Here is a 12,422-nt window from a genome sequence, read left to right on the forward strand (position 1 = left end):
GATGGCAAGCGYCCGATATCCTCGTTCGATTGGCTGGTCGCGCTCATCGTCAAACCCCGCTCGCCGGAACCCACCGGCGCGATGCCGGCGGGCAGGCGTATCAAGCCCACACCATCCCTTTCCGCGCCGGTCTTTCCGAGCCGGCCGGAAGCCGGCAGCAAGGAAGGGGCCAGAACGGATCGGCCTTGTCTTTTGTCAGAGGCTTGCTTGCGCTTTGTTTCCACCGCGCCCGCGTCCTCCGCAGGCGCTTCGGGCGGCTATCGCCCGGTCGCGCCTGTCTTAGGCCGTCGTTTTACGGACGGCGCGCGTACGGTCGGCTTTGGCGTCATTAGCCCGGCCTTTCGTCATGCTCGCCTCCGTTGCGACGGCGCGACCTCAGCCTGGGACGGCTTTTGGTCGGCGCGATGAAAAATGGGACAGCAACACTGTCCTATCGAGACGAATTTGCCAGAATTCCAATCTGCGCACAAGCACCGATTTGAGGCAGAAACGAAATTTTATTGCGATATCCGATTCTCACGAGACATTTCCGGCATGAAAGCCCGACTCCGGCGATACGCTTCTTGTTCTGAGCCTGTCCCGACCGGCACGGCGTGCAAGCCCCCTCCCCGCCTTCGTCGCTTGGCAGAAGCTGGGCCGCCCCATAACCCTTTCCTCCATGAACTTCATCAGCGACAACACCGCCGGCGCCAGCCCCCGCGTCATGGCCGCCCTCGCCGCTGCCAATGGCGGCCCCGCAGCGGGGTATGGCGCGGACGACTGGACGAAGCGCGTCGAGGAGCGCCTCTCAGTGCTGTTCGAGCGGGAGGTCGCCGCCTTCCTGGTCACCACGGGTACCGCGGCCAATGCCCTGGCGCTCGCCAGCGTGGTCAGGCCCTGGGGCGCCGTCATCACCCATGAGGAAAGCCACATCGTCGAGGACGAATGCGGCGCGCCGGAATTCTTCAGCGACGGCGCCAAGCTCATCGATCTCCCCGGCATCGGCGGGAAGCTGACGCCAGAGGCGGTGACGCGGGCTCTGGGCAACCTGAACGAGGGCAGCTTCCACAATGTCCAGGCCCAGGCCCTCTCCGTCACCCAGGCGACGGAATGCGGCACGATCTACACCCCGGCCGAAATCCGCGCCCTGAAAGAGGCCGTCACGGCCCGCAATCTGACGGTCCATATGGACGGAGCGCGCTTCGCCAATGCGCTGGTCACGCTGGGCTGCACGCCGGCCGAGATCACCTGGAAGGCCGGTGTCGACGTGCTCTCCTTCGGCGGCACCAAGAACGGCGCCTGGGCGGTCGAGGCAGTGGTCTTCTTCGACCCCGGCCGCGCGGAGGAGATGAAATGGCGCCGCAAGCGCGCCGGCCAGACCCTGTCGAAGGGCCGCTTCCTCGGCGCGCAGTTCGAGGCCCTGCTGGCCGACGACCATTGGCTCGATCTCGCCCGCCACGCCAATGCGCAGGCGAAGCGTCTTGCGGATGCGGTCGGCAACGGTGGCGAGGCGCGCCTCGCCTGGCCCTGCCAGGCCAACGAGGTTTTCCTGATCCTGCCTCCCGCCACACAGGAACGGCTGACGGCGGCTGAGGTGCGCTACCATTCCTGGCCCGGCCGCTCGCTCGCCCCCGACAATGCCTTGCAGGACGGTGAGATCGTCGGCCGCTTCGTCATGTCCTTCGCGACCGATCCCGGCGAGGTCGGCCGGCTGATCGCGGCGATCTCCGACTGACACAGGGATTTTTCGGCCCGGTCCGGCCCCATGCCTGCCGCAATCGCTAAGGAAGACTGAAAGGCGCGACACCTCGTTAAGGAAGATGGCATGGCACAACGTTCGACCGCGTCGAGGCACATCGGCCTGATGGGTCTGGCCGTGGCCGGTGCACTCGCCGGCTCGGCGGGAGGCGCCGCCGCCCAGTTTTATTATTACGAAGAGCCGGCGCCCTATCCGCCAGCCTATGTCTATGGCTACGGATATGGCTACCGTTCCGCGCCCCGCATCGCCGAGCCGGTGACGGCCTACGACATCCGCCGCATCGCCRCCGAGAATTACGGCTTCGTCCGGATCGACCGCCTCTATCGGAGCGAGGACGCCTATGTCGTCGACGGCATGCGGGCGAACGGCCAGCGGCAGCGGCTGATCCTCGATGCCTTCGCCGGCAACCTGATCCGCCGCGTGCCGCTGCGCAACGGCCAGGCCGACCTGGGGCCGAATATCGCCCGCGTCGACCCACGCGAGGAGCGCGAGCCGCCGCGACCGCGACTCGTGCCGAAGCCGCCGCAGCGCCCGGCCGAATTGAGGCCCCCGGCCGAGGCGAGCGCCCCCGCGACCATCGTTCCACCCGCGCCGGCCGCCCCGCCCGCGCCGGAGCAGGCGCCGACCCCACCCGCACCGCAGCCCCCGGTCGAGGCCAGCGCGCCGGCGACGCAGACGCCGCCCCCGGCCGCCGCCCCCGCCGAGCCTTCGCCCGGCCCGGTCAACCCGGACAACGGCACCGAAAAGCCCAAGCTGGTGAATCCGCAGGATGTGCGCGGCACCGACACGGCCGAACGCCAGCCGCCGCTCTCAGCGCCACCGCCGGCCTCCGCCGAGGCCGCCGTACCGCTGGCTCCGGTGCAGGGACAGGATACCGGCACGGCCAACCCCAAGCCTGAAACGCCGATCGCACCGGTCACGCCGCTGCAGTGACTTTTGGGGGCTCGCGACGTCCGCGAAGTCCCCAGCCGGTCAACGGGACGCCGGCTCCACCCTCGTCATGCTCGCCCTTGTGGCGAGCATCCATGTCTTGGACACCGCCCTCGATCAGGGAAGACGGGGATGGCCGGCACAAGGCCGACCATGACGGCTGTGTTTCCGCAGCCAAACGAAAAGGGCTCCCGTCACCGGGAGCCCTCGCTCTTCAAACCGTGGGGCGTGAGGAATTACGCCGCCTTGGCGGTCCCGACCCTGGCCTCGATGACCTTGGCCGAACCGGCGCCGATCGGAATCTGGCGCGGCTTCTTGGCCTCGGGGATTTCGCGCACGAGGTCGATATGGAGCAGGCCGTTCTCGAGGCTGGCGCCCGTCACCTGCACATAGTCGGCAAGCTGGAAGCGACGCTCGAAGGCGCGTGCGGCGATGCCCTGATGCAGGACCTCGCGCTTCTCGGCCGTGTCGGAGGCCTGCTTCTCGCCCTTGACGGTCAGCGCGTTTTCCTTGCTCTCGATCGAGAGGTCGGCCTCGCCGAAGCCCGCGACCGCGATGGTGATGCGKTAGGCGTTCTCGGCGGTACGCTCGATATTGTAGGGCGGATAGCTCGGGGCCGAATCATTGCTGGTCGCCTGGTCGAGAATCGAGAACAGGCGGTCGAAGCCGACGGTCGAGCGGTAGAGGGGGGAGAGATCGAAATGACGCATGATGTGTCCTCCGGAAAGCGACATTCATCGCAGCCCGCCTCGCCTGAGCGCGGGCCCTGTTGGGTTTCACGCAGCCGGTTCCGGCCTGCGCAGAAGTGATCTGGGGAAGCGTTTTCGGCTTTTCAAGAGCCTCGCGCCAAGGGCATAAACGGGGCCTGACGAAGCCCGATACGAGTTCGCGTGGCCGGCAGGCGGCGTGAGCTCAGGTCGCCTTGCGTCCCACCGGACGCGATGACGGCGATCGATCTAATCGTGATGACATCGGATTTTTTCGAAGGGTGATGTCCACTTTTCGGTCCGGCGTCATTGCCCGGAGCAGCAATGGCCGAGGCCGCCTTTTTCGCCGATCCCGACTATCCCGTCCCGGGCCATGGCAAAGTCTGGCTGGCGACGACGCGCGACGGCGCCGCCCTGCGCCTCGCCAGTTGGCACCCGACCGTGAAGCCGGTGCGCGGCACGATCGTCCTCGTCCAGGGCCGGGCCGAATTCATCGAGCGTTACAGCGAGACGATCGCCGAATTGCGCCGGCGCGGCTTCCATGTCCTCGCCTTCGACTGGCGTGGCCAGGGCGGCTCGCAGCGCTTCGTCCGCCGCGAGCGCAAGGGCCATGTCGGCCGGCTGAAGCATTACGAGGCCGACCTCGCCCTGGCGATGGCGGAGATGCAGGCGAAATTCCCGCCGCCCTATTTCGTCCTGGCCCATTCGATGGGCGCCGCGCTCTGCCTCGATGCCGCCCGTCACGGCGCGCTGCCGGTCTCGCGCATGGTCGCGCTCGCCCCCATGCTCGGCCTCACCATGGTGAAGAACCCTGCCGGGGCGAGCCGCCTCGCCAGCATCCTGTACTGGCTCGGCTTCGGCCGCGCCTTCGTCCCCGGCGGCGGCGACACCGCCATTGCGACGAAACCCTTCGCGGGCAACCGGCTGACAAGCGACCCGGTTCGCTATGCCCGCAACAGCAGGCTGTCGGCGCAGGCGCGCCATCTCAGCATCGGCGACCCGACCATCGCCTGGGTCCGCAACGCCTTCCGGCTAATGGCGCGGCTCAACGCCCCCTCGGCCGCGCTCGACGTCAAGGTGCCGACCCTGATCATCGCCGCCGGACAGGACCCCGTCGTCTCGACGCCGGCGATCGAACGCTTCGCGGCCCGCCTCAAGACCGGTTCGGCGCTGGTCTTCCCCGAGGCGCGCCACGAGATCCTGATGGAGAACGATGCGATCCGCGCCCGGTTCTGGGCCGCCTTCGACGCCTTCATCCCCGGCCAGGACCAGGCAGAGGCCGCCTCAGCCGGCAAGAAGATCGAGCGCGGCCTCATGCAGCGCCTCGCTGGCGGCGGCGACGATGCGGCCTCCCCCAGCAGCGCTCCCGCCATCCCATGAGGTGACGACGCCGCCGGCGCCCTCGATGACCGGGATCAGCGCGACGATGTCATAGGGCTTCAGGCCGCTCTCGATCACCAGATCGACATGGCCGGCCGCAAGCATGCAATAGGCGTAGCAGTCGCAGCCATAGCGCGAGAGCCGCACCGCGCGCTCGACGCGCTGGAAGGCTTGCGCCTCCTCGCCCTGGAACAGCGCGGGCGAGGTCGTCATCAGCGTCGCCGCCGCAAGGTCCGGCACCTGCCGCGTCCTGAGCCGCCGCGGCCCGCCGGGGCCCTCATAGCGCGCCTCGCGCCCGTCGCCGGAGTAGCGCTCGCCCGTGAAGGGCTGGTGCATCATGCCATAGACCGGCACGCCCTTGCGCGTCAGCCCGATCAGCGTGCCCCAAACCGGAATGCCTGAGATGAAGGCCCGCGTGCCGTCGATCGGGTCGAGCACCCAGACATAGTCCGCATCGGTGTTCTCGCTGCCGAACTCCTCGCCGAGCAGGCCATGCTCCGGGAAATGCTGGCCGATGAGGCGGCGCATGACCGTCTCGCCGGCGCGGTCGGCCTCGGTGACCGGGTCGAACACGCCCCCGCCCGACTTGTCCTCGGTCGTATGATGCGCCCGGAAGAACGGCAGGATCGCCTGGCCCGACTGCGTCGCCAGATCCGCCACGAAGGCACCGAAATCGACCGCACTCATCGCGACGTCCCTTGCTGGATTATTGTGCTCTGCAACATAACCTTGCCCATAGTCCGATCCCGGCGAGATCGCAGCCCTCTGCCAAATGTCATAGATCGTTTTGTTTGCAACGATTTTCGGGGTCAACCATGCATTCAACGCATGGCTGCTTTGATATCCGACAAATCCGCTTGCGTTTTTGCGCCGCACAGTCTTATTGTGCATCTGCGAAGGGGAGATCGCTTCAAACCTTCGCTTGCCCTCCTTGGGCGTTTCCTCCCTAGACTTGGGCCGCCACGCAAGTGTGCGGCCCTTTTTTCTTGGCTGGCCGATGTCGCGTCGCGGCCACGGGGGCGGCTACTCGGCCGCCTCGCGCCAWTCGTCGAGCCAGCCGCTCCAGCGGGCGAAGCAATCGGCAAGCGCGCGGGATATGGCGTCGCGCAAGGTCTCGAAGCCGTCATGCGGCTCGAGCGTCGCCTCGTTCATGTAGAGCGCACGGTTGACCTCGATCTGCAGCGCATGCACACCGGCAGCGGGGGCGCCGTAATGCTCCGTGATGAAGCCGCCGGCATAGGGCCGGTTGCGCGTGACGCTCAGGCCCAGCCGGGCGAAAGCCTCCTCCGCGATGTCGATGATGTAGCCGGCCGCGCTGGTGCCGAATCGGTCGCCCAGGATGATGTCCGATTTCGCCGACCCCTCGCGGTCGAGCCCGGCCGAAGGCATCGAATGGGCATCGACCAGGATGCAGGTGCCGAACGCCCCTTGCGTCCGCTGCACCAGCCCGCGGAGTCCGGCGTGATAGGGGCGATAGAGCGCGTCGATCCGGGCGAGGCCCTCCGCGATCGGGATGCGCCCGAAATAGATCTCCTGCGCATCGCCGACGATTCGCGGAATCGTGCCGAGCCCGCCGGCGACCCGCATCGAGCGCGTATTGGCAAAGGGCGGCACCCGTCCGTCGAACATCCGCGGATCAAGCTCGTAGGGCTCGCGGTTCACGTCGAGATAGGCGCGGGGAAATTCCGCGACGAGCAGCGGAGCTCCCAGCGCGACGCTCTGCGCGAACAGCCGGTCGACGAAAGCGTCCTCGGAGCGCCTGAGCCCCTTGAGCGGCAAGCGCGCCTGCTCGACGAAGCCCGGCGGATAACGCCGCCCGGCATGGGGCACATCGACGACCACAGGCACCACCTGCAGCGCCGGCTGGTACAGGCTGTAGGGACGGTCGATCTCGCCGACGACATCGTCGGGCGCGGGCGGAAACGGGGCAGAGGAAAAGCTCATTTCACCTGACTGAAGCACACAAACCGAACGGGTTGAAGCGGCGCCGAAAGGGTGGCTGTCGTGCAACAGTGGATTCACGCGTTGTTTACCACGATCTGGCCTTATAAGAGGGCATGGTTCCAACGAAGCGGCGGGGTCGCTACCCAGCCGCATCGGCCCCGACGGCGGCGCGGGCGCCAGACGCATTGAAACGGACGCGGCATCGCCCGGGCAGCGCCGGGAGAGACCGGCCTCGGGGACGGACAGAACAGGCCCATGACGAAGATTTTGCTCGCGGAAGACGACAACGATATGCGTCGCTTCCTGGTCAAGGCCCTGCAGAATGCAGGCTATGACGTCGCCTCCTTCGATAACGGCCTGTCGGCCTATAATCGTCTGCGCGAGGAACCCTTCGAGCTCCTGCTGACGGACATCGTCATGCCGGAGATGGACGGCATCGAGCTGGCGCGCCGCGCCACCGAGCTCGACCCCGACATCAAGGTGATGTTCATCACCGGCTTCGCCGCCGTGGCGCTCAACCCCGATTCGCAGACGCCGAAGGATGCGAAGGTGCTCTCCAAGCCCTTCCACCTGCGCGAGCTCGTCAACGAAGTCGAGAAATTGCTGGCCGCCTGAAGCCTGTTCGGCACCCTGCAACGGGGTGTCGGATGGCCTGTGAGAATTTATGCGGCAAACGCCTTGCAAGCAGCGAGGCGAGCCGCTATAGCCCCCTCACCTCGCAGCGTGACTGCGGCCGCAAGGCCCGGACACGCTTCTGAAAGTCGCCAAGGGCGGCTGACGGGCGCGTAGCTCAGCGGGAGAGCACTACGTTGACATCGTAGGGGTCACAGGTTCGATCCCTGTCGCGCCCACCATTTTCGAACCCTGCAAGACTCAGCTCTTGCAGGGTTTTTTCTTGCCTCGACGCGATGGCGACCGCACCACCGGACGAGGACTCGGCCTCATCTGCGAACACCATGGGGACTGCCCCGCCGCCCCGGAAACGCGGCCAGCCTGGGCACCGTCTCCCCACTGACAGGAGCTGGCAGGAACGCGCGGCCGCAAGGTTGACATCGGCGCGATCATTACGTTGATATCAACGAAGAAGAAACCGCCGACCGGCTAGGGCAACCGTTCTCCGCGCCCGCCTGGAAGGAATCGGACCGTGTCCACGATGCTGCACGTCCTGATGTTCCGGGGCGGCCACGCGGAAGACGCGGCGCCCCTTTGCGCCTCGCTCTTCGACGACGGCGGGGATCGTCGAGGTGACGCGCCGGCCGACAGGCGAGCCCGGTGCGGAAGGCGCCATCGATCTCGCCTGATGCGCGCCGAAGCCCGATCACAAAGGAGACGACCATGAAGATCGTGACCAGCCTGAGCTTCCGCGGCCAGTGCCGCGAGGCATTTGAATTCTACGCCAAGGTCTTGGGCGGCAAGATCACCGCCGCCATTCCCTATGCCGACGCGCCTCCCGGCATGCCGATCAGCGACGAGAAGTACAAGAGCTGGCTGATGCATTGCTGGCTGGAGGTCGGCGATCAGGCCCTGATGGGCGCCGACATGGATGTCGGCTGGGCCTCCAACATCGACAAGCCCAAGAACGGCTTCGACGTCACCTTGCACGGCACCGACAAGGCGCAGAGCCAGCGCTGGTTCGAGCAGCTCTCGGAAGGCGGCAAGGTGGGCATGCCGTTCGCCGAGACCTTCTGGTCGCCCGGCTTCGGCTCGCTCGTCGACAAGTTCGGCATCCCCTGGATGGTCAACACCCTGCCCTCGGCCGATTGGCGGCCGCCGCAGAGCTGATCCGCCCCGAAACACCGGTTGAAGGATATGGATGCCGGCGCCGGCGCATCCCGGAGAATGTCATGAACCATCCCTATCGCTGGGTGATCGTCGCTGCGGGTGCCTTGCTGGGCTGCGCCGCCGTCGGGGCCATGTTCTCGCTGCCGGTCTTCCTGCGGCCGATGTCGCAGGACACCGGCTGGTCGGTCACCGGCATATCGACGGCGATGACGATCGGCTTTCTCGCCATGGCGGGCGCCAGCATGGTCTGGGGCAACCTCTCCGACCGGTTCGGGCCACGCCCGGTGGTGCTGACGGGATCGATCGTGCTGACATCGAGCCTCGCGCTCGCCAGCCGGGCGCAGTCGCTGGTCGAGTTCCAGCTCCTGTTCGGTCTCCTGGTCGGCGGCGCGACGGCCGCCGTCTTCGCGCCGATGATGGCCTGCGTCACTGGCTGGTTCGAGACGCAGCGCGCGCTTGCCGTCTCACTCGTCTCCGCCGGCATGGGCATGGCGCCGATGACCATGGCGCCGCTCGCGGCCTGGCTGGTGACCATCCATGACTGGCGCGACGCCATGCTGATCATCGCAGGCATTGCGGCGGCGCTGATGATCCCGGCCGCGCTCCTCGTGCGCCGCCCGCCCGCGCTCGATCACGCCGAGGCCGGGACGACGACGGAAGGGCCGCAAGAAGGGATGACGGTCCGGCAGGCCGTCCGCTCGCCGCAATTCATCACGCTGATGCTGGCGAACTTCTTCTGCTGTGCCACCCATTCCGGCCCGATCTTCCACACGGTCAGCTATGCCGTGACCTGCGGCATCCCGATGATCGCGGCGGTCTCGATCTACAGCGTCGAGGGGCTGGCCGGCATGTTCGGCCGCATCGGCTTTGGTGTCGCGGGCGACCGCTTCGGCGCCCAGCGCGCCGCCTCCTGGGCCCTGGGGCTGGCGGCGATGCTGGTCCTGATGACCTTCCGGCCGTTCGCCGGCAGGCAGCGGGACATGGCACCGGCATGACAGCGCGCCCAGCCGATCCGGCGCCTGCCCGCGCGGGGTCGGTGCCCGGCGCGGGATCGTCGCTTCGAGGGCGGATGCCCCCGGCTCGCAGCACTACTGCTGCCCAATCCGCAGGAGATTGAGATAACGCTCCCTGTCGCCGGGCGACATGCTGGCCGGCAGGGGCGGAAGCTGGAAGCTCCAGGTCTCGGTGAGCGTGCGCCCATCCGCCTCCAGCGCGGCCCGCAGCTCGGACACCTTGGTGGAGTCCTTGACCTTGATCCGGTAGGTCAGGCGCCAGCCCTGGATGGCCGGGTTGGGCTGGAGCAGCGTGCCCACCACCTCGACATTGTCGTTGGCGCTGACGAGCGCCGTGACCGGCGCACCCTGAGGCAGGTCGCGCAGCCGCTCCCCCTTGAAATCGACGAGGAAGGCAAGCGTGCCGTCGCCGGCGCGGATCAGGTTGGACTGATAGATTTCGCCCGTGGCACGCAGCGTCTGCAGCACATGGGCCGGGCCGTCCTTCATGATGGCCGGCTCATCCATGGTCCAGTGCATGCGGTAGTCGAACTGCATCGGCTGGCCGGGGGGCGGAAGCGTGTCCGGCGCCCAGAAGGCGACGATGTTGTCGTTGGTCTCGTCCGCTGTCGGAATCTCGACGAGGCGGACCGAGCCCTTGCCCCAGTCGTTCATCGGCTCGATCCAGGCGCTCGGGCGCAAATCGTAACGGTCCTTGAGATCCTCGTAGCGCGAGAACGAGCGGCCGCGCTGGAGCAGGCCGAAGCCTTTCGGATTCTCGGCCGCGAAGCTGCTGAGCGCGACCATCGGCGGATTGTTGAGCGGGCGCCAGATCCATTCGCCATTGCCGGCATGAATCGCGAGCCCGTTGGAATCATGGATCGCGGGGCGGAAATTATAGACCGGCGACGGCTGGTTGGGGCCGTACAGGAACATGCTGGTGAGCRGTGCGACGCCGAACAGGGCCGGCTTCCCGCCGGGGCGCTGGAAGACGCGCGCCTTGACGGCGAGCACCGCGTCAGAACCGGGCGTCAGGGTGAATTCATAGGCGCCGGTCGCACGCGGGGAATCGAGCAGGGCATAGAAGGTCAGCGACGTGTCCAGCGCCGCCGGGCGGCGGATCCAGAATTCGCGGAAGGCGGGGAACTCCTCCGGAATCGACAGGCCGGTGTCGATGCCGAGCCCGCGCCCGGACAGCCCATAGATCTGGCCCTTGCCGATGACGCGGAAATAGCTCGCGCCCAGCACGCTCATGATCTCGTCGTTCTTGCCGGGCTCGTTGACCGGAAACAACACCCGGAACCCGGCCCAGCCGAGCTTGCTGGTCTGCTCGCGGTCGAAATGCAGGTCGCCGAAATCGAAGCGGCCGGGATCGTAGGGGATCTCCTTCACGGCGCCGTCGACGATCTCGTTGATCCTGACCGGCGTGTTGAACTGCATGCCCTGGTGGTAGAAGGACAGCTTGAACGGCGTGTCCAGCTCGGACCAGGCGAAGCGATCGCGCCGGGGCTGCATCTTCTGGTAGTCGAAGAACTGCATCTTGCTGAAGACGTCTGGCAGGTTGCTGACCGGCGCGGCATAGGGCGCCGCCGCCAGCGCCTTCGCCCGCGCCACCACCTCGCCCAGCCCGAAGGCCGGGCGTTCCTGCGCCATCGCGGAGGCGCAGAAGGCGAGCGTGCCGGCCACCAGCCAGCCCAGAGCCACCTGCAGCCTTGCAAGGCCGGGCCTCCGCCGGGAAGGCTTGAATCCGAACGAAGCCTGGGTGGACCGGATCGAGAAACGTCGGGTCGGATCGCAGGGTGCGGCCGCGGGACGGGTCGACAAGTTCACAGAAGCTCCCTTACATAACGAATGGCAGGACGTGCGCCGGTCCTGCACTGGCAGAGGCGCGTCCGAGCACACATGYCCATCGTGGGGACAAGGGTCAAGGAATGAGCGCCGACCAATTCGACCCGCGCCCGCGCCTCCCCCGCCAACCTCGATCGAAGTGAACGAACACAGCATGGACAATCAGAACAGTGTGCCAGTCGCCGACCGGCGAGGGGATGGTTCCCGCATGGAGGAGAGCAGGAACGGCCTGTCCCGGCGGCAGGCGCTCGGAGCCATCTCATGGGCCGCGCTGGCGGTGGGAATGACCGCGAATCCCGCACTGGCAACGCCGAAACGGGCCGGAAAGCCCTCTGACGCCGCCAAGAAGGCGTTCGTCGACGACCTCATCAAACGCATGACCGTCGACGAGAAGATCGGCCAGCTCCGCCTGATCAGCATCGGCCCCGAAATGCCGCATGCCAAGCTGATGGACGAGGTCGCGGCCGGGCGTATCGCAGGCTCCTTCAACACCGTCATCCGGCGCGACAATCGGCCGCTGCAGGAGGCCGCCGTCAAGCGCAGCCGCCTCAAGATTCCGCTGTTCTTCGCCTATGACGTGGTCCACGGCCACCGCACCACCTTCCCCATCCCGCTCGGGCTGGCGTCGAGCTTCGACATGGCCGTGATCGAACGGATGGCCCGCGTCTCGGCCGTCGAGGCCTGCAATGACGGCGTCGACATGACCTTCGCGCCGATGGTCGATATCGGCCACGACCCGCGCTGGGGCCGCACCTCCGAAGGCTTCGGCGAGGACCCCTATCTCGTCTCGGAATGCGCCCGCGCCAGCGTGCGCGGCTTCCAGGGCACCTCGCCCGACAAGCCCGACACCATCATGGCGGCGGTCAAGCATTTCGCCCTTTACGGCGCGGTCGAGGGCGGGCGCGACTACAACACGGTCGATATGAGCCCGCTGCGGATGCGCCAGACCTATCTGCCGCCCTACAAGGCTGCGATCGATGCCGGCGCCGGCGGCGTCATGGTCGCGCTCAACTCCATCAACGGCGTCCCCGCGACCTCCAATACCTGGCTGCTGCAAGATCTCCTGCGCAAGGAATGGGGCTTCAAGGGCGTCACCGTCAG

At 67.2% G+C, this 12,422-nt stretch carries 11 protein-coding genes, 1 tRNA gene and 1 pseudogene; 8 read left to right on the forward strand and 5 right to left on the reverse strand.

Annotated features, from left to right (window positions below):
* Positions 1–224 (reverse strand): hypothetical protein (locus AB4Y99_RS20960; RefSeq protein ID WP_441524680.1); only part of this gene is annotated, 224 nt, incomplete at its 3' end.
* Between the two features lie 434 nt (positions 225–658).
* On the opposite strand from AB4Y99_RS20960, the gene AB4Y99_RS20965 reads away from it, so the two are divergent.
* Both AB4Y99_RS20965 and AB4Y99_RS20970 read left to right on the forward strand, forming a co-directional pair.
* Positions 659–1,714: a threonine aldolase family protein gene (locus AB4Y99_RS20965; protein ID WP_441524681.1), complete on the forward strand. Its 1,056-nt coding sequence runs from the start codon at positions 659–661 to the stop codon at positions 1,712–1,714.
* Positions 1,715–1,804: 90 nt separating this feature from the next.
* A complete protein-coding gene (locus tag AB4Y99_RS20970) occupies positions 1,805–2,671 on the forward strand; it encodes a hypothetical protein (protein WP_441524682.1) in 867 nt (288 codons plus the stop codon).
* A 233-nt stretch (positions 2,672–2,904) separates the two neighbouring features.
* On the opposite strand, the gene AB4Y99_RS20975 is transcribed toward AB4Y99_RS20970, so the two are convergent.
* Positions 2,905–3,378 carry an Hsp20 family protein gene (locus AB4Y99_RS20975; RefSeq protein WP_441524683.1) on the reverse strand — a complete coding sequence of 158 codons (474 nt, stop codon included), beginning with the start codon at positions 3,376–3,378 and terminating at the stop codon, positions 2,905–2,907.
* A 321-nt stretch (positions 3,379–3,699) separates the two neighbouring features.
* Between AB4Y99_RS20975 and AB4Y99_RS20980 the strand changes: the two genes are divergently transcribed.
* Positions 3,700–4,755, forward strand: coding sequence for an alpha/beta fold hydrolase (locus tag AB4Y99_RS20980; RefSeq protein WP_441524684.1), 1,056 nt, complete (start codon positions 3,700–3,702; stop codon positions 4,753–4,755).
* On the opposite strand, the gene hisN is transcribed toward AB4Y99_RS20980, so the two are convergent.
* Together hisN and AB4Y99_RS20990 are read right to left on the reverse strand one after the other, a co-directional pair.
* Positions 4,660–5,442 carry a histidinol-phosphatase gene (gene hisN / locus AB4Y99_RS20985; RefSeq protein WP_038363807.1) on the reverse strand — a complete coding sequence of 261 codons (783 nt, stop codon included), beginning with the start codon at positions 5,440–5,442 and terminating at the stop codon, positions 4,660–4,662. The genes AB4Y99_RS20980 and hisN overlap by 96 nt on opposite strands.
* Before the next feature lie 336 nt (positions 5,443–5,778).
* Complete coding sequence (locus AB4Y99_RS20990) at positions 5,779–6,699, reverse strand: N-formylglutamate amidohydrolase (RefSeq protein WP_441524685.1); 921 nt, start codon at positions 6,697–6,699, stop codon at positions 5,779–5,781.
* A 255-nt stretch (positions 6,700–6,954) separates the two neighbouring features.
* On the opposite strand from AB4Y99_RS20990, the gene cpdR reads away from it, so the two are divergent.
* The 4 genes and pseudogenes from cpdR to AB4Y99_RS21010 form a co-directional block, all read left to right on the forward strand.
* The gene (gene cpdR / locus AB4Y99_RS20995; protein ID WP_038363805.1) at positions 6,955–7,314 is read left to right on the forward strand and encodes a cell cycle two-component system response regulator CpdR; all 360 of its coding nucleotides are present in this window, start codon (positions 6,955–6,957) and stop codon (positions 7,312–7,314) included.
* A 164-nt stretch (positions 7,315–7,478) separates the two neighbouring features.
* A tRNA-Val gene (locus AB4Y99_RS21000) sits at positions 7,479–7,553 on the forward strand.
* A gap of 481 nt (positions 7,554–8,034) precedes the next feature.
* Positions 8,035–8,481: a VOC family protein gene (locus tag AB4Y99_RS21005; RefSeq protein WP_038363802.1), complete on the forward strand. Its 447-nt coding sequence runs from the start codon at positions 8,035–8,037 to the stop codon at positions 8,479–8,481.
* Positions 8,482–8,543: 62 nt separating this feature from the next.
* Positions 8,544–9,434 (forward strand): annotated as a pseudogene (locus tag AB4Y99_RS21010) (MFS transporter); the annotation flags it as partial.
* 135 nt (positions 9,435–9,569) lie between these two features.
* On the opposite strand, the gene AB4Y99_RS21015 reads toward AB4Y99_RS21010, so the two are convergent.
* Positions 9,570–11,177: a glucan biosynthesis protein G gene (locus AB4Y99_RS21015; protein ID WP_441524686.1), complete on the reverse strand. Its 1,608-nt coding sequence runs from the start codon at positions 11,175–11,177 to the stop codon at positions 9,570–9,572.
* A gap of 352 nt (positions 11,178–11,529) precedes the next feature.
* Here AB4Y99_RS21015 and AB4Y99_RS21020 point away from each other — a divergent pair.
* The coding region (locus tag AB4Y99_RS21020; RefSeq protein ID WP_441524687.1) for a glycoside hydrolase family 3 N-terminal domain-containing protein at positions 11,530–12,422 on the forward strand (893 nt) is incomplete at its 3' end.

It is taken from the genome of Allobosea sp. TAB14 (assembly GCF_052113865.1).
Classification (GTDB): Bacteria; Pseudomonadota; Alphaproteobacteria; order Rhizobiales; family Beijerinckiaceae; genus Allobosea; species Allobosea spartocytisi.

Coding starts and splice junctions, on each gene's coding strand:
- AB4Y99_RS20980 (WP_441524684.1), top strand. CDS start 3,700: ATGGCCGAGGCCGCCTTTTTCGCCGATCCCGACTATCCCGTCCCGGGC.
- AB4Y99_RS21005 (WP_038363802.1), top strand. CDS start 8,035: ATGAAGATCGTGACCAGCCTGAGCTTCCGCGGCCAGTGCCGCGAGGCA.
- hisN (WP_038363807.1), bottom strand. CDS start 5,442: ATGAGTGCGGTCGATTTCGGTGCCTTCGTGGCGGATCTGGCGACGCAG.
- AB4Y99_RS20965 (WP_441524681.1), top strand. CDS start 659: ATGAACTTCATCAGCGACAACACCGCCGGCGCCAGCCCCCGCGTCATG.
- cpdR (WP_038363805.1), top strand. CDS start 6,955: ATGACGAAGATTTTGCTCGCGGAAGACGACAACGATATGCGTCGCTTC.